This is a genomic window from Olivibacter sitiensis DSM 17696, from assembly GCF_000427965.1.
GTDB lineage: Bacteria > Bacteroidota > Bacteroidia > Sphingobacteriales > Sphingobacteriaceae > Olivibacter > Olivibacter sitiensis.
In genome coordinates, this window is the sequence record NZ_KE386610.1 from 2,114 (window position 1) to 18,903 (window position 16,790).

The following is a 16,790-nucleotide window of genomic DNA, read 5'->3' on the forward strand; positions in this document are numbered from 1 at the left end:
TCAATGACAATCAATCAGTTGATTCAAAATTTAGAAATAAAAAATCCAAGCATGTTTGGCTTGGATTTTTTATTTCTAAATGAATTTTCCCCATCCTATTCTTACCTTTTACAAGCCCCACATGTTACAAAAGGCAGCATGTGGAAAACTTTTTCATAATAATATGCCATGCATAATGATATAAACTTGGTTTAAAAAAGTTCAAGTTGCTGTGGTGCATCCGGCCGCTTCCCAAGCTCTTTGCCGACAAACAGTTCGATGTCGCCAAACTGCTTGTCCGTAATCGTGAGTATTCCCACATGGCCTTTTTCAGGAAGCAGCCTCTTGACCCGCTTGATATGGACCTCGGCATTCTCGCGGCTGTTGCAATGGCGCAGGTAGATCGAAAACTGAAACATGGTAAATCCATCCTGCATAATCTCCTTACGAAATTTTGCATGCGCCCTCCTATCCTTCTTTGTTTCGGTGGGTAGATCAAAGAATACCAGGATCCACAATACGCGATATTGGTTTAGACGGTTCACATTTTATCAGTTTTATGCTTCCCTTTCTCATAGCGTGGGATAATTTATCTTTCTGCTCACCCCTTCGAAACAGCGCGCAAGAGAAGCCGTCGTCCTGGAAACACCAACAAGCAAAGGGCTGGTCATATCGTCAAACCGGACATCTACCTGGGGCACCTGAAGCAAGCGTGTTTTTAGGGAGGTATCCAAGATCGTATAGTCGCCCTCCTCCGAGACGATTCCATAAACGACACGATCCACAAAGGGACGATATGGCTCCATAATGTCATCGGCCAGGCAATAGGCATTGTACTTGTTGCGATGGAAAATCCCCAGGGTAGGCAACAAGCCCGAGGATACCAGACTTCTGGCCACAACCGCGCGTAGTATCGCATAGCCGTAGTTCAACAGGTTGTTCGGCGGTTCTCCTGCCCGATGCCTATTGAATTCCATAAAGGCTCCAAAGATATTCTGCCAGTAATAGGCTGCGGCCCTACCCTCATAATTATCCGGATCGCCCGACTTCACAGACCTGGACCAACGCAGCAAATTATCCGCAGGAATCCCGACTTCCTGCAGCACCTGTGCTTGATTATATATCTTCTGCTGTATGGTTTGCTGCCACAATTGCTTCTTCAACGGAACAGAAGCTTCGATCTGGTACCTGAACCGCTCGGCCTGCGTATGGCCTCCGTCCAAGGGCAGAATGAGGCCCGTAGGCATATGGCTGCTATCGCAAGAAACAACCGCAACATTATTCTGCAACAACGCAGCAATACAGCCGTGCGAAATGGTGATCTGCTGGTTTTCCAATACCACTACACCGACATCCTCAATGGGTACCGTACGATCTTCCTTTTCCTTGTCGGGAAAGGAAACCACCAGCTGGCTATTTTTATGGTTCAAATAGGCCGGATTGGAGAACATCAAGGTACGTTTGATCATATTATCGATTGTTGATAAGCTGTGTGATTAATTTGATCATCGGTTCTTTTTCTACGGGATCGCTTTGCGCCACTAATAACGCCAATGCCACTAAGGCGTTATCATTTATTTTTATTTCACCATCCCGCTTAAACCGATGTTTGTTCTTCTCCAAAAACCATATAAACATAAAGGCCCCTATGCGCTTGTTACCATCGGTAAAGGGGTGGTTCTTGATAATGAAGTAGAGCAAATGTGCCGCTTGTTCTTCTATACTTGGATATAAATACTGACCTCCAAACGTCTGAACGATGCTCTGCAATGTTCCTTCGAAACTATTATCTTTTTCGTTGCCAAAAAGACCGGTAGCTTCCTTCTTTTCAATCAGCTGTCTTTTCAGTTCCAGAATAGCGGGTTTTGCTTCTTTGTAATCTATCTCATAAGTAATTTCATCACTCAGCCTATCAGTTTTTATGGTATTACTATCGTATTGATTAAGCAACACGAAGCTTTGGGTATATTGGCTGATGATTTCGAGTAAGCCTTTGGCTTCTGTTATATTGGTATCTTCGCTAATAGATTTTTGGATAAGTTGTACGGTTTGTTGCAGTTCATCCAAGCGTTTTTGATTAATGGCATAGCCTTGCACAAGATACTCTTTCAAGCGTTGAGTAGCCCATTGACGGAATTGTGTTGCTCTTGTCGAATTTACTCTGTAACCAATAGATATAATCGCATCAAGATTGTAGTATTTAGTTTTTACGGATTGAGTTTTTCCTTGAATTGCACCATGTTGAGTGGTATGTTCCAAAATGGAACTGACCACTTCTTCACTTAGTTCACCAGATTTAAAAATATTGTTCAAATGCTTGGTAATTGCAGGACGTTGTGTTCCGAATAAAGATGCAATCTGTCCTTGCGATAACCACACCGTTTCCTCATCAAACTGTACTTCTACCTGCGTTTGATTATTTTCTGTTTGATATAGAATTATCTTGTCCATAGCGCAAATACGATTTGATTTGAAAAATAATTTGTTCCATTTCATTCAGACGTTTCTGATTGAGCGAATATCCGTTCACAAGGTACTCTTTTAATCTTTGTGTAGCCCAAATACGGAACTGTGTGCCTTGCTTGGAGTTTACCCGATACCCAACAGAGAGAATGGCATCGAGACTATAATATTCGACATGTTTGGTTTGCATTTTCCCTTTCACAGCTCCGTGTTGAGTGGTTGTTGCATTTTTTGCAACAACCACTTCTTTCTGCAATTCACCAGAGTCAAAAACATTCTTTAAATGTCTTGAAATAACAGATTTATCCCGATCAAACAATTCTGCTATTTGATTAAGGGACAACCAAAATGTTTCATTCTCAAACTGAACTTCAATCTGAACATCGTTATCATTTTCTTGGTATATTATAATTTCACTCATGTCTTCTATCTTTTCATAGGTGTTCTAGTCTAGAACCAACCATTATATAACGCTTAAAATCAGCTTAAACTTCGCCTAATCGATAAACATCTGGCGCATCATCGGCACGGTTGTCAGCAAGCACTATCAATCAGTTTCTGAGTTGGGACGACCAGCTCGGCAAACACTTCTATGGCCAACCATTCCTGTGCATGACGTTGCAGATCTTTTTGGCTGACGTACGCCCTAAGTCCAACGCCCGAATCGAGCATATTGGCAATGACAATGTTTTCATAAGCGGCCAAATAACCTAAACGATACTCACCAAAATTTACCTGAACCGCAAAACTGTCATACATATTGTCCTGCTCCCGGAAGAGCTGGACTTCATCCCCTTCTTTTATACTTTCTCTTATCTTCCGGAAATCATAATGCATCATCCCACGCAAATAATTGTCGTAGATTTTTACAGGCTTGGTCTGCAAAAAAGAGTTGGAAGGTAGGACTAATCCTCCTGCTCCCAAGCCTAATGATTTAAGGAAGTCGGTACGGTTCATGTCATCTCGACTTAGTATTCTCCAACACTTATAATATCTCCCAAATGATTGATACGGACTTTGAAAATATCTTTTACTGCATTTAATCCTAATTGAGGCTTATATACTATATCCTTTAGTTCTTTCTTCTCTTCAACCGTTGTTTCCAAATGATGTCTAAAAAAATAATTCTTCGAAGCAATCTTCTGCACCCTAAACAAATTAGGACTAATCAATCTTTTATTTTGCGGATCCAACAAATCTATTTCCTTGGGATCAAATCCTGCTTTTTCATTTGGAAACACAAAATATTCATTCTGTTTCATGGTAAATAGAAATTGCCAACCCAATCCTTGATTGAATTGCCTGTCAATAACGGGTTCCCCTGCATTGACCAATTGGACGGCATCAAAGAGTGAGACAACCCTTTCTTGAAGATTTCCTTTATCATCTCTGTAAATAGCAACATGGTGATTGTTTCCGGTGCTGACGAAGTCAACTGGGATTTTTCGGCCTTCATCATCCAAGATAGGTTTGCCCAAATGATCTTTCTTGTAATGTAATGGTTCTGCATTTTTTACTCCCGAAATCGTTACCCTCTTAATACGGATTCCTTTTTCCTCGTTCAGCCAAATTGGATCTTTATCCAGATTGGAAAATGCCTTTTTAGGATCGTTTCCAAATGCCCCCAGTCGATTCAGCAAAACACGTTTTACATTAGCATCCAATACCTTTTCGATAGTCTTCACATCCTTTAGGTTCTCAGGGGTAACGTCTTTTCTTATAGAGTAATCTTCTTCCAGCCAGCTGAGTTTAACGGTTTCGGGCAAAAGCTCGTTTTTCTCATCGTCGAGATAAATGGGATTCTTGCTCAATGCATTCTTACCTCCGAAAGCTTTTTTGGGATCGTTTCCGTTCTCTTGCAGGCGTTGCAACAACAACTTTCTGAACAAGGGATTGGCAACACGAACGATGGTTACCTCATCGAACTTCGTGCTGACTTTTTCTTCTTTGTTGACGTAGTACTGATACTTACCATAAACCGTTTCCTTATGCAATTGCCCTCTTGGTGTCAATTCAACCTTTACTTTTTCGCCGTTTTTGGTTTTTATCTTATTCTTGTTTTTGGTGACGACCTTGTTCTTCGCTTTGTGTGACACTAATACGTTTTCCAAGTGCACTTTGGCCTGCTCCCTGAAATTCGGGATGGGCAGATTGAACACTCGTTTTTTATTGCCTTCGTCATCGTATTCCCAGTGCGTTTCCTTTTCTTCGATGCCTTTTATGTTTCTATATTCCTTGTGCAATTCGTTGTATCGGGCATTGAGGTGATTCAGGTAATTGATATGCTGGTGCTTGGTGAAAGCTACAGTCAAGGCATCCATAGCGTGATGGCGATGGTCGTTGCGCTTTGTCCAATCTACGATACGTTCCTTGAACGTGCCGTCTTTCTTTTCCACGAGTTCGGTCAACCCCAAGCTCTTGAACTTGCTGAAATTTAATTCCTGCATGATATTGACCAAACCCCAATCTTCACGTAGCCTGTCCGTAATACTGCCCGAAGTGGATACTACCGACCGAGTAATTTCATACAGCATACCTTTGGCTTTTTTGGCAATATACTGGCTATCCCGCAAATCCCTCTCTATAAACCCGTCTCCGATATCGACAGCTTGCTTTAACAGTTTTTGATACTTTGCTTTGGAAATGCCTTCCTCCTTGTTCTTCAAGCCTAGTTGGTACAGGTGCTCAATGCGTGAGACGTATTCATTGAGTTGTAGGCCACCAAGCCTACTGCCCATATAGTCAAATGTGGTCAAGTTACCTTTATCCAGATTCGTGTGGCGATAGACAATGGTCTTGTTTGAAAAACTGTCGTCAAACAACCGTGATTGCGGCAGAATATGGTCGATGTCGATCTGTTTGCTAAACAGAATTTCTCGCGGAATATATGTATTCGTATATAAATCCTTGTAACCGTTATTCTTCAGCTCTTCATACAATCGGTAGCGGATGATGTCATTTCTCGTAGGGTGCTTAACGCCAAACTCCATTTGCAATAATTTAAATATCTTTTCGTGGGCCGATTTTGCAGCGTTGATATTGACGGTCATTTCAGCACGTTCTTTGGCATTCTTTTTCAGTTCACGTGCCAGCTCTATACGGATTTCATCAAATTTGAAATAGTTGACAATATCCCCATTCTCGTTTTTCTCACTGTTCTTCTCAATCAGGGCATTCACGACATTCACCATTTGGTTGAGAATTTTCTCCACCACAGGATTGCGCAAGCTGTTTTTTTTCAACAATTCCAATTTGTCTTTCAACGGACGGTTCTTGATTTCTTCTACCGTCAACGAATTTTTGGAATGCCGATACCCTGCTATTGCCGCCGCTTTGTCATACGAAACTTCCTTGATGTGCGGATACATCTGGCGCATGGCTTTGGTGCTCAAGTTTCCATAGTCATCCGATAACGGCACATTGGCCAAAATCCTAGCATGCTCTTGCTTAAAGCCGAATTTTGTTTCCAATAAAGCGTATAGCTTTTCGTTTCCGCTGGGAGAATTATCACCTTCGTATGAATACAGCAAATGCCACAATGCATAGGACGCTTGCTGTTCAAATGCTTTTCCGTCCAATTCGGCATCAAATTCAAGGATTTCCGTATTGATGTTCAGGATTCCAAAAATACGACTTACCATTTCCTTGATTTCAGAAGCAGGAGCTTTCAATTCGGACACATCGATATCATCTTTGCCTTTCAATTTCAACAAATCCTCATCGTATCCTTCGATTTCCAATATCCTCAAATACGCGTCGTACAGGACTTTGCTAGTGCGATTGCCTTCCAGAATGGGATAGTTCAGCTCCCAATCTGCCGACCTGTAGCCTAAGACCTCCAACGCTTTACTAGCAGACAAATTTCCTTTAATGTTCAACTCATCGAAAAGCGTTTGCCTGGCATACTTATCGAATGCAAAAATCTCCTGCTCCCCTTCAGGCAAAGAGGGCTGCCCTGTTGTTCTTACGGTTCGTTTTCGGCTTCCCTTTTTACGAACCAACACATTCTGCAACACTTGCCAAATCTTGAACTCCTGAAACAACGGCGAAGATTTAGGGGCAACCTTCAGACCTATGGTTTTCTTTTTCCCACCAATGGTTTTTTCCTGCGATTCAAATTCGCAAAAACTGATTAAGCCTTTTTGTGACTTGAGCTTTCGTTGATAGAAAATCACGATGTCGCGTATCTCGGCCTTCAGCTCATTGGTCAGTTCCAAATGATATTTGGATTGCTCTTTCCAAATAGCTTCAAACTCATCCAGATAATCCTGACGATAAAACACTTGATTTTTCAGCCTTGTATGTGGATTGGCTTGTAATTGCTTGTACAGATACTGACCAACGGTCTCCTTATTAAAGTACAATTCCTTGCTCCTGTCGGAAATGGCTCCCAGATAACCGCTCGAACTGTTCAGGTTACTGTTGATTTCCGTAATCACATAAGCTACTTCCTCCTTTTCCAACTGCTGCGAAACGGACTCGCTTCTCCATTTATAGGCCTGCAATTTCTTTTCATCCCTGTTTCCCTTGTTTTCGGCGGTATTAAACCCATAAGTTCCCCAAAAGGCAGCGGAAGTCGCACGTTGTCCTTTTCCTTGCAGGTTTTTATAAAAATCGTCCGTAAGAATTTCGGGATAGAATTGCTTTTGAAATTTCCAGACCTTATCAAATTCCGCTTGCAGATCCGAGCGGTAAAAATCAGGGATATGCTTTTTTCCATCCTGCAATAATTGATAGGCCAATTGTCCAGGTGTAAGATTTTCCTCATATAATCTTTTCGCCACGGCCATTCCGTCAATGGCCTGCCCTTCATCCTCATTCTTGGCCTTTCGGCTACTTTTATAACCACGCTTTTTATTAATCGCCAAAAGCACACGCGCCAATTCCTCTTTTTCGATTTTCCCCGTAACAGCTTTCGATCGCAATCTCCAGGTTTCGTGCGTAGTATGTTTGCCGTCCTCCGCCAGTATCGTCTCGTTGGAAATGAAATTAGCTTTCAGCAATACATCTATCAGATTTTTCCTACGCAATTGATAACGATCAAGATTACGGCGCATGCCCCTCTTCAACGTTCTATCGGCATTTTCCGATACTGGTTTTCCTTTTTCGAAATTGCTCTGTTCATCCGTAGTCAATGGGTTTACACGGACACCTATTTGTACGATTTCAGATTGTTCAGGCGTATTGCCCTCAATGACGTGGGCAAAACCGATGGAAGTGGTGCCAAGATCAAGGCCGAGTATATTTTTATGAATATTCATAACTAAAAAACTGTCAGTAAGATTACAAAAATAAAAAAATCTTCAGTAAGAAAAAATATTTGGACATACAGAATCATTCTATACCTTTGCAGAGCGGGAGAGCCGGGTTAATACCTCTAACCACATTAGAGTTGCATGCAATGAGTTTAGCTTCATCTGCTATCTTTATACAATGCCTCGCTAATACAATTTTGGAGTGAAATTCCAAATATTTTTCACTTACTGAGTTGTGATTTGCTTTCTTTGGGGACTACCTAATATAGGTAGTCCTTTTTTGATTCAGCACTTCCAAATTATATTTAGCCAACGCCCGCCCTACCGAGTTCGTTCCCAAATCCAACCCTAATATTGTCTTCATATCATTTAGTTACCAGTTTAAGTCCTCCTAAGATAAGGATAAAAATTATTCAAAACTACGGTTTCCCGTATTGCAAGTACCAAAACATATATTATCTTTGCTTATGAAAGCAAATCACAATAAGGATTATTCCGTTGTGAAAACATTTAGCGCCTCGACTATCTTCGGGGCTTTTTTATGCCCAAATGTTTCGTGAACGCTAGTAGCCAATTAATACGACGTGAACAAAACATTTAAGGCGGGGCAACTCGCCCTTATTTATCTCAACCTGGAGGTTTCCCTTTACAGTTTGACCAGCCATGTAACTATCAAACCAATAGCCAACGCGATAGTAACCAGGTCATACCATTCCAGTGCAATCTCTATTTCGGCTTCTTCTCCCCTTACAAAGGCCTTGATAAATTCAATAAGTTTTTTCATACCCTCCTGTCATCGGCCAATTTAAGGCCTGCATACCTTACACGCTTCATAGCCATTCTTGACGGCTTCCTTTTTGATCGTCTTAATCTTGCTCTTAGATAGGTAGCGGCAACCGTCACGGTGGTATTTTGCTCCAGTGCGGGTGATGTATACGGTGGCTTCCTTCTGAAAGATAACCGATTCTTCATAAGGAAGTACGCGGGTTTCCGATGACAGCGGGTACAGCAGCCCCAAAAGCAGGGACAAATAGAGTAAGGTTTTTCGCATTTTTTTATTTAATCTATAGGTGATTCTCAGTATAAGTACTGCCTTTCCTATCGGGATCGGCCTTCTTTTAATCTTCCCATCCACATAAGGTTTTCCCTTCCTTCTTTGCTTTTTTCAGGGTCGTTTTCACCGATTTGTAACTACAATTGCTCAAGCCTCGGCAGTCAGCCGTGAGATGGTATTTTTTTCCTTTGCCACTACCGCAGAGGTAAACAGTATCTGCAAATTCATTGGCCGTCTTGGTACTGGTACAGACGGTATTGAGGAACAGAAAGAGGAGTAATATGGGCGGCTTCATCTTTTTTTCAACTAACTATTTATCAACTTGCTTATCCCTCCAAAACTACTCCACATAGGCGCCCATTCCTTACGGGAAACCGTAATAAAGGAATTGTATTTATAAGCCTGTTTACCTAACTTTGCGTTTATGGGAAAGTTGACATTAAATACAAAGCTGGAGTCCTTACCTCCTGACTTGAAAAAGGAAGTGAGCGACTTTGTGGACTTCCTCCTGAGCAAAACCAAATCTACCCCCAAAAAGCCTGCTAAATTTGGAAGTGCCCAGGGTAAGATCAAAATGAGTGCTGATTTTGACGAACCTTTGGATGATTTCAAAGACTATATGTAATGTCATACCTACTGGACACACATGCTTTTCTTTGGTTTATCAATGGTGATAAGCAACTTTCAGGGAAAGCGAGAGCATTGATAGAAAATCCGATACATGACCGTTATATTAGTACGGCCACATTTTGGGAGATGGCCATAAAACTCAATCTTGGCAAGTTACAACTGGACATATCATTCCGAGAATTATATCTTGAAATAGAGAAGAACGGCTTTAACCTACTACCGATTACCATCGCACATACGGAGAGCTTAATATCATTGGAACTTTACCACCGAGACCCATTTGACCGAATGCTGATTAGTCAAGCTATGGTGGACAAACTAACCATTATAACTGCGGACTCCAACTTTGAAAAATATAAGGTGAAACAGATCTGGTAGTATTTGCTAAGCATACCTTACTCCGCCCAAAGCCCCAGTTTTTCTTGCCTTGCTGCCCGCTGCAATTCCACGAACAAATCCACATATTTCACATTGGGCAGATGGGTATCGACTACAGCGTATCCCTTGGCCACCAAATCGGCATTCAGGAACGTGCCGTCTTCCAGGTAGATATAGGCCAGCAAACGTTGATAGGGGTCTATTTTCCGCACGTCCAGTTCCAGCCGAACCCATTGGTACCCGGTAAGCTTGGCCACATATTCCTTAGCCTCTGCCGCAAAATAACCCTTTTTCTTGTGGGCAGAGTTGCGTATTTCCGGCGCATCTATGCCAATGAACCTTACTTTTGTTTTCTTGACACCATCATCCACCCAAAAGGTATCGCCGTCTATCACCTTGGTGACGTAGACAAGGCCCTTTTTCCATTTTCGGCGCTTTTCGCTATCGGTCGGCTCTTGGCTTTGCTTGTCATTTACGATATTAGTTGACCGGCCAGGATATGCGTCCCTATCCAGCCGCCTGTAGCAAGCGCCATTAACCAAACAGAATAGCACTACTAAAATTCTAAATTTCCAAGTCAAACCAAAGGGTTTATTTATTGACATACGTTTGAATGGCGTTATCTAGGTTGGAAGGTAAGTCGGCAGGCTTTATAACATAGTTTTCTATTTTCATGTCGGCAAGCCACTTCTCCCAATATGCCTTAATGACGTCTCCTTCAAAAGGGTTGCCTTTGGCTGGATTGACCCCAAGAACTATGACTTCCAAATCGTCAAGATTGTCATTAGCCTTCACAAAACCATATCCTTTTTCATTGATCAAGTCATTGTATTTTGACGTATTCAGCTTTAAGGCTCTAACGAGCTCGGGAGTAAGATAAGAGCTCTTATTTTCATCCATGAACTTGGAGTCTTGATGAAACATATATCCATCTGTGAGAATAAAAAGAATATTCCTATGATCGGGCTTAATACAGTAATCATTGACTTTATTTTTGAAAAACCCCCAAATATCCGACCCTATATATTTCTTATCCTGAATAGCTTGCTCGTAGATTTTTGTAGCAACGGAAGTGAATTGAGGCGACACCTTTTCAATTCCTGCTTTGGTAGCGTTGGCTTTAGTAAAAGACAATTTTAGCTCTTTTGCCAGGTTATCGATTTCCGCATCGAGCGGTTCCGGCTCGAAATATACCTGAATCTGGTCATTGATCTTGATGACTTGTTTAGATCTCAAATGCGCTTCAAATGCCTTGCCAATAGCTTCTATATAGCCTAGATCTCTTTTGTAGAACTCCATCGAGGGGCTGGGATATTTTATGGGATCTATCCTATCCGAAAGATCCAGCAGGATACTGACATTTAGGTCTTCTTTTGATTTTGGTGTTGGTCCAGGTGACACACTCATGGGGCTGTTCCCATTCGTTCCTGTACCACACCCCTTAAGGCATAAACCAATCGCTAAACATAATAAGCCTAAACCAATTGCAAAAACAATTTTATTTCCCATGGCTAAGAGATTTTAGAGTAAACAACGTTTTGAAAGCTGGAATCTAATAGATTGAGTTTTTGTAAATGCTCGTTGGCGATCGATTCGCACTCCTCCAGCATTTTTTGCTGCGCCGATTGCGCTAACGCTATCTCGGAAGTTACGGCCTGAAACCAACCTTCCTTATATTGATTATGGTAGAGTAGATATTGCTTTAGGTTCATGATAAAGCCATCTATCACAGCCTGCAGCTCGGTGATTTTTCCCGTAATCTCTACGACCTTCTTCCTCAAGCTATTAATTTCATCCGTTATCTCATTCTTGCTCGTTTCGAGCCGTATCAGTTCCTCCAGTTTCGTTTTGATAAAACCCTTAATCTTATCTAAATTCTCATGTTCCTTCATGGTAATATCGAAAACTAATCCCCAAATAAGGTAAACTACAAAACCTGCGAAGATAATCATCCAAAATTCCGCTTCTCCCAAGGCTACTTTGAGATTGTAAGGAGCCGAATCCAGCGTCTTGTTGAACTCATAGATCTTTTTCTCTATTTGATAGGCCAACAGTGCATCAAACAGAAATGTAATGATGTATAGAGCCACCATCCTGAACGTGTTTTTTTTGCCTTTTTCTTTTTGCACCATGTGGATAACGTAACCTAATCCCAAAAAGACCGATGGTATGGTTACCACCAAAACTCCTTCTAACCAACCGTCTTGCAATGCCTTGTTGAAAGCCTGCGCATCAAATATGGCGGCAGTAAGGCTATCATTTGAAAAATCCTTAAAAAAAGCTGAATAAGACGCCGAAATATAAAAGACAAATAAGTATACAGAAATAGGGAGCAGCAATATAAGTCCGATGTAAAACTGGGCCTGGGGCTTCTTAGTAGAGTCCAATCCATATTTTGCCGGATGGTGTTTCACATCTTCAATTTCATGCTTAACGACATCTATTTTCTCTGAAACTTGTTGCCTCTTTTCTTCAAAAATGGCAATGGCTGCCTCCGTATTTTTCAACTCGCTTTGCTTGCGGCTTTTTTCTTCAACGTAGGGCTGCTTTAATTTGATTTGTTGGGCTTCTTGATCTCGACACTGCTGCTCAAAACTGGTATAGACGTTTTCCAGACAAGCTTTAAAATTCAAAGGACCTCCCATTGCCTTAAGTGCTGCACCATAACCGCTTTGGTAATAAGTAACCCTAACTTTCTGTTCATCTTGTTCCTCATCCACAAGAGCGGCACTTCCCCGTTCTTCCGGCTTCCTAGTGGCAAATAGTTTTTTGATTTCCATGGTCTTTAATTTATTGAATCCAACACTTCATAAAGTTGCTTCTCTTGTTTTGCGCAGTCAATGAGATAGTCGCATATACCTGTAATATTTTCTTCTAAAAATTCAAATGTCCGGCAATACTTTTTCAACAGGTTGTACTCGTCTTCCGTTACTTCCTTATCCACCCATATCATCACGGCTAAGTCATACAAATATTCTATCCTTTTTTCAACGGATACAGGCAGCTCCATACGCTGAACTGGATTTGTCAAAATATTATTTAACCGTTCTATACTGACACCTCTTTCTTTTGCAAAGAGATAGAGCAGTTTCATTTCCAACACATCGAAGTTTTCATCTGAACAGGCCATTTGATAGAGTCGCAAAAAGTGGCTTTGTAGTTCTAAACTAATTGTGGTATCCATATGAGTATGTGTTTTATTTAATTTGGGTGATGCTTATATGCTCTTTTTTTGAATTCGGCCCTCGGAATTCTGTGTTCAAAAGGTAGGTTTTAAACTCCATTAAAGGGCTGTGCTCGTTTTATCATTGCTTGATAGTCTTTAAATACCTTACCAAACTCCTCGGCAAATTCGCAATTGCTGAATTCATACTCTTCATTCAATCCGGTATTGGTGCGCAAACGTATCTCGCCATAACGCACTACCGGAATTTGATAGTTGCCCTTAAACCGTCTATCGGGAGTGCCATTCTTATTGACCTTGACCCAAGTTTTGTCGATCACTTTCGAATCTTGTGGGACACTTTCCGTTTCCGTAAACCGCACATAACTGTGCTGTAAATCAATTTCATCAAATCCAATGATGGCAAACTCAGATTTACTAGAATGCATGACGATAAAACTCGGATAGAAATAAAGATCAGCTCCGTTCGCATTTTGAAAGTAAAGTGCTTCGAAAGATGATTTAATATCGGGAAGAGACTGTATTGCGAAACTCACCCTTCGCCTATTAACCACCGTACTTGCCGACGAACGCGCAACAATCCTGTCTTGAAAATGGGCACTTGTTACGTCCCAAATCTTATGGCAGGTAGTCAACTTTTGAAATGCGTCTACCAATACATCGTATTTTTTCCGAAAACCCGAATCAAGTTCAACGTCCAGCTGTATATAGCATTTGTCAATTTGTTCTTGTGTCTGCTCAATAGCTTCTTTCTGGGCTTCTATATCGACTTTCAGATTTGCAGGAATAGTCTTTTTTATGAAACCATAAAGCAGTATATAACTCAACGTCAGTTTCATTTTTGACTTAGCAAGCACCGATTGTATTTGCACCAAATCATGCTTTAACTCCTGGCGTTGTTGACGAGCCAATATTATTGCTTCTTTCATCCCTTGCATGTTCTGACTGGTTATTCCATGAACATCCGCACTAAATATATTATCCAAGCGCTCTGCCTGCCAAACAGGATAATCTGGTTGCGGATTTGAATTGCCTGTCGGGAGTTTCTGCCTATTGTAAACACCCAACAAAGGCACACTGGTGTTCAAGTATGTTCCATTCCTACCAAAGGTCATGCTCGCCCCCTTGACCCCAATAGAAGTCGATATACCACTTCTGCTTAAGTTCAAATGAACACCCAGCATTATTTTTATTCGTCTACGGAAGCTCCAAGCCATATCTTTACATTTTAAATCTCTTGATTATCTTTCACCTACACTTACCCATAATTCTCAATCGCCTGATGCAATTGGTTCCTATAGCCGTATATTTCATCCAAGCTATTCAACAAGATCTTCTCTCCCGCATCTTTCCCATTGTGAAACAATTCGAGGTACTTCTTTTGGGTATTAAAATGCAACCTACATATTGGCTTTCTATTGTTGTTGTCCAGCAGCACCCCAAAATAAGATTGCGTATCCCGGCAGGAAATGCGCTCGACAGGGATTTTCTCCCGTGAGACAGCCTTCACGATATGAAAGCCCTCCAGTTCCTCTTCCGTGGTCACGATCTTTGGGAGATCATTGTTCTCATCGATGGGGTTGATCTTGCCTTCTTCTGGCTTCTCGATCTTATCGTTGATATGCAATGCCGATTTTAAGCGGTCGTTGATGGACTCATTTATGGAGAGCATCAGCGCCTTTTTGGCATATTCTTTAAAGGCCACCATCCGATTGGCCGTTAATGGCTTGTCAAAAAATCGGTTGACCAAGAGCTTGACCATCTCATCAGACGGACTATCCACTTCCTTTTCAAATTCCTTCCTGATAGCCTTGATGTACTTCAATGCTTCTGCCGAATCGAGGATGCTTTCGAGGTTGTAACTACTCTTGGTGAAGCTTTCGAGTACCTTGATGGAGTTGTCCTTCAAGTCCTCTATGTTAATGGTCAAAAAAGGTTTTTCATCCATGATGTTGGGTTTCTCCAGATCTGTATAGAAATTGTAGATCAGCCCATTGGTGAGCACGCCAAACCTTGCCTTGGACACGTGATAATAGCGATGCAGCTGGGAATTGTGCGCATCGGCATTTTCCTTCCAGTGCTTGCACTCGATAATCAATATGGGTTCACCATTTTTGCGGATGACATAATCCACCTTTTCGCCCTTTTTTGTACCTATGTCCGAAATAAATTCGGGGATTACTTCCGTAGGATTAAAGATATCATATCCCAATATCTGGATAAAAGGCAATACAAAAGCATTTTTGGTGGCTTCCTCCGTATTGATCTGATCTTTCAGCCCGATGACCCGCTGATGGAGTTGCTCTAGTTTAAGTTTGATATCCATGGCTATTTTTCAATGTTTTACGTAACAAAAATAGCCAAGCCACCGCCACCATCCTTACGGGAAACCGTAAAGCCGTATTTATTTCAAAAAATCCATGATGAAATATTTACACACCGCGCAAAATGTTACCAAAACGGTAACATTTTGTATATATTTGCACATGCGGATCATCGCGGTAAAGACATTGAAAAATTACTGGGAGAAGTTTCCCCAAGTGGAGCAAGCCTTGCTATCTTGGTATGAAGAGACAAGCACCACAGATTGGGCCAATCCTAATGAGCTAAAAGCGCAATATCGCAATGCCTCCGTACTGACTGACAAAAGAGTGATTTTTAATATCCATGGTAATGCATATAGATTAATAGTGGACATCGAGTACCGACTAAAGATTGTATTCATCGTTTGGTTTGGTACACATAAGGAGTATGACAAAATAGATGCAAAACAAGTGAGTTATGTTAAAACCGATAAGAAATGAGCAGCAGTATGAAGAAGCCCTTTTGCGGGTTTATACATTGATGCAGAAAGACATAAAACCAGATTCCAAAACCTCTGACGAACTGGAGATTCTTTCCATGCTGATTAAGGCCTATGAAAACGAGCACTATCCCGTTCCTCAACCGAACCCGTTGGAAGCCATCAAGTTCAGGTTGGAACAGATGAACATGTCTGAAGCGGACCTATCAGAAATATTGGGCCACAGATCCAGAAAATCCGAAATCCTATCCGGAAAGAGAAAACTGAGCTTGGCCATGATCCGTAAGCTCACCGAAAAACTGCACATCCCGGCAGAAGTGCTTATTCAGGCATATTAAGATAATGGCGGCGTTGTGAGACAAATACTTAAAAGCTAGATAATCCCGATATCTTTGCAATAGGCTATCAGCTGCCCGTTATTGGAAACACCAAGCATTTCCCGCATTAGGTTGAGTCGCTTTTCCACGCTGCTTAAGCTGGACGGTCTGATATTCCGCTCTTGCAGGTAAACCGGGAAGTTTTTCTGCGGTATGCCTTCTACCAATAGCTCGATGATGGCGAGATCCAACGTACTGAACTCATAGGTGTTTCTTTGCTGACCAGCCTTTTTGATATCCGGGGATATATAGCACTTCCCTTGGTAAACTACCTGAATGGCCTGAGACAAATGTTCGGCGTCACGCCGGGCCTTGCGCACAAAACCATCGATGGCACATTCGCGGAAAAGACGGTCTACCTCGTCCGGCCTACCCTCGGCCGAAAATACGATGACTTTCAGTTCTGGCTGCACGGCCTTTGCCTCCCTCGCCAGTTCCTCGCCACCAGAGATGCGTTGAGGTTGATCCTCTTCAAAGGACAGGTCGGTGATCAGTAGGTCATAGGGCTGCCCCTGCTTTAACGCACTTTTTATCCACGTAAGTGCATCATCACAGTAGAATACGTATTTGGGGTCGGCAATGCCCAGTCTTTCGAGCGTGATACGCAAGGACATATTGGCAGCTTCTTGGTCTTCGGCAATCAGTACTTTCTTGAACATCTTTTTTA

20 protein-coding genes are annotated in these 16,790 nt (G+C 41.8%); 4 read left to right on the forward strand and 16 right to left on the reverse strand.

All coding sequences use genetic code 11. The features are described 5' to 3' along the window. Positions 1 to 191 precede the first annotated feature (191 nt). The 9 genes from cas2 to A37S_RS0122885 all read right to left on the reverse strand — a co-directional run bounded on the left by cas2 (position 192) and on the right by A37S_RS0122885 (position 9,046). Entirely contained in the window at positions 192 to 524 is a 333-nt protein-coding gene (cas2, locus tag A37S_RS0122845; RefSeq protein WP_036604071.1) for a CRISPR-associated endonuclease Cas2, read from the reverse strand. 27 nt (positions 525 to 551) lie between these two features. Beyond that, a complete protein-coding gene (cas1, locus tag A37S_RS0122850) occupies positions 552 to 1,448 on the reverse strand; it encodes a type II CRISPR-associated endonuclease Cas1 (protein ID WP_028298933.1) in 897 nt (298 codons plus the stop codon). Between the two features lies 1 nt (position 1,449). Beyond that, on the reverse strand, positions 1,450 to 2,430 hold the full coding sequence (locus tag A37S_RS0122855) for a virulence RhuM family protein/type II toxin-antitoxin system death-on-curing family toxin (RefSeq protein WP_028298934.1): 981 nt from the start codon (positions 2,428 to 2,430) through the stop codon (positions 1,450 to 1,452). Then, positions 2,396 to 2,863: a virulence RhuM family protein gene (locus A37S_RS25935; RefSeq protein ID WP_051293413.1), complete on the reverse strand. Its 468-nt coding sequence runs from the start codon at positions 2,861 to 2,863 to the stop codon at positions 2,396 to 2,398. The genes A37S_RS0122855 and A37S_RS25935 overlap by 35 nt, the downstream gene beginning before the upstream one ends. Positions 2,864 to 2,976: 113 nt before the next feature. Further along, positions 2,977 to 3,399, reverse strand: coding sequence for an HIRAN domain-containing protein (locus A37S_RS25940; RefSeq protein ID WP_211229849.1), 423 nt, complete (start codon positions 3,397 to 3,399; stop codon positions 2,977 to 2,979). Between the two features lie 11 nt (positions 3,400 to 3,410). Then, on the reverse strand, positions 3,411 to 7,703 hold the full coding sequence (gene cas9 / locus A37S_RS0122870; protein ID WP_036604074.1) for a type II CRISPR RNA-guided endonuclease Cas9: 4,293 nt from the start codon (positions 7,701 to 7,703) through the stop codon (positions 3,411 to 3,413). A gap of 640 nt (positions 7,704 to 8,343) precedes the next feature. Continuing rightward, positions 8,344 to 8,481, reverse strand: a complete 138-nt coding sequence (locus tag A37S_RS27350) for a hypothetical protein (protein ID WP_157279055.1) — start codon at positions 8,479 to 8,481, stop codon at positions 8,344 to 8,346. A gap of 21 nt (positions 8,482 to 8,502) precedes the next feature. Beyond that, on the reverse strand, positions 8,503 to 8,748 hold the full coding sequence (locus A37S_RS25945; RefSeq protein ID WP_084164020.1) for a hypothetical protein: 246 nt from the start codon (positions 8,746 to 8,748) through the stop codon (positions 8,503 to 8,505). A gap of 67 nt (positions 8,749 to 8,815) precedes the next feature. Then, complete coding sequence (locus A37S_RS0122885) at positions 8,816 to 9,046, reverse strand: hypothetical protein (protein WP_028298936.1); 231 nt, start codon at positions 9,044 to 9,046, stop codon at positions 8,816 to 8,818. A gap of 129 nt (positions 9,047 to 9,175) precedes the next feature. Between A37S_RS0122885 and vapB the strand changes: the two genes are divergently transcribed. Together vapB and A37S_RS0122895 are read left to right on the forward strand one after the other, a co-directional pair. Next, a complete protein-coding gene (vapB, locus tag A37S_RS0122890; RefSeq protein WP_028298937.1) occupies positions 9,176 to 9,376 on the forward strand; it encodes a type II toxin-antitoxin system VapB family antitoxin in 201 nt (66 codons plus the stop codon). Next, complete coding sequence (locus A37S_RS0122895) at positions 9,376 to 9,759, forward strand: type II toxin-antitoxin system VapC family toxin (RefSeq protein ID WP_028298938.1); 384 nt, start codon at positions 9,376 to 9,378, stop codon at positions 9,757 to 9,759. Before vapB ends, A37S_RS0122895 begins: the two co-directional genes overlap by 1 nt. A gap of 17 nt (positions 9,760 to 9,776) precedes the next feature. Here the strand turns inward: A37S_RS0122895 and A37S_RS25950 are convergent, their stop codons facing one another. The 6 genes from A37S_RS25950 to A37S_RS0122925 all read right to left on the reverse strand — a co-directional run bounded on the left by A37S_RS25950 (position 9,777) and on the right by A37S_RS0122925 (position 15,269). Then, positions 9,777 to 10,364 carry a thermonuclease family protein gene (locus A37S_RS25950; RefSeq protein WP_084164021.1) on the reverse strand — a complete coding sequence of 196 codons (588 nt, stop codon included), beginning with the start codon at positions 10,362 to 10,364 and terminating at the stop codon, positions 9,777 to 9,779. Next, the gene (locus tag A37S_RS25955; protein ID WP_157279058.1) at positions 10,351 to 11,166 is read right to left on the reverse strand and encodes a hypothetical protein; all 816 of its coding nucleotides are present in this window, start codon (positions 11,164 to 11,166) and stop codon (positions 10,351 to 10,353) included. The genes A37S_RS25950 and A37S_RS25955 overlap by 14 nt, the downstream gene beginning before the upstream one ends. A gap of 104 nt (positions 11,167 to 11,270) precedes the next feature. Further along, complete coding sequence (locus A37S_RS0122910) at positions 11,271 to 12,539, reverse strand: hypothetical protein (RefSeq protein WP_028298939.1); 1,269 nt, start codon at positions 12,537 to 12,539, stop codon at positions 11,271 to 11,273. A gap of 5 nt (positions 12,540 to 12,544) precedes the next feature. After that, on the reverse strand, positions 12,545 to 12,943 hold the full coding sequence (locus tag A37S_RS0122915; RefSeq protein WP_028298940.1) for a hypothetical protein: 399 nt from the start codon (positions 12,941 to 12,943) through the stop codon (positions 12,545 to 12,547). Between the two features lie 89 nt (positions 12,944 to 13,032). Further along, positions 13,033 to 14,160: a DUF4236 domain-containing protein gene (locus tag A37S_RS0122920; protein WP_028298941.1), complete on the reverse strand. Its 1,128-nt coding sequence runs from the start codon at positions 14,158 to 14,160 to the stop codon at positions 13,033 to 13,035. 41 nt (positions 14,161 to 14,201) lie between these two features. Then, positions 14,202 to 15,269: a type I restriction endonuclease gene (locus A37S_RS0122925; protein ID WP_028298942.1), complete on the reverse strand. Its 1,068-nt coding sequence runs from the start codon at positions 15,267 to 15,269 to the stop codon at positions 14,202 to 14,204. A gap of 160 nt (positions 15,270 to 15,429) precedes the next feature. Between A37S_RS0122925 and A37S_RS0122930 the strand changes: the two genes are divergently transcribed. Both A37S_RS0122930 and A37S_RS0122935 read left to right on the forward strand, forming a co-directional pair. Next, positions 15,430 to 15,747, forward strand: a complete 318-nt coding sequence (locus A37S_RS0122930; protein WP_028298943.1) for a type II toxin-antitoxin system HigB family toxin — start codon at positions 15,430 to 15,432, stop codon at positions 15,745 to 15,747. Beyond that, positions 15,725 to 16,084 carry a helix-turn-helix domain-containing protein gene (locus tag A37S_RS0122935; protein ID WP_028298944.1) on the forward strand — a complete coding sequence of 120 codons (360 nt, stop codon included), beginning with the start codon at positions 15,725 to 15,727 and terminating at the stop codon, positions 16,082 to 16,084. Before A37S_RS0122930 ends, A37S_RS0122935 begins: the two co-directional genes overlap by 23 nt. Positions 16,085 to 16,119: 35 nt before the next feature. Here the strand turns inward: A37S_RS0122935 and A37S_RS0122940 are convergent, their stop codons facing one another. After that, positions 16,120 to 16,782, reverse strand: coding sequence for a helix-turn-helix domain-containing protein (locus tag A37S_RS0122940; RefSeq protein ID WP_028298945.1), 663 nt, complete (start codon positions 16,780 to 16,782; stop codon positions 16,120 to 16,122). Between the last annotated feature and the right edge of the window lie 8 nt (positions 16,783 to 16,790).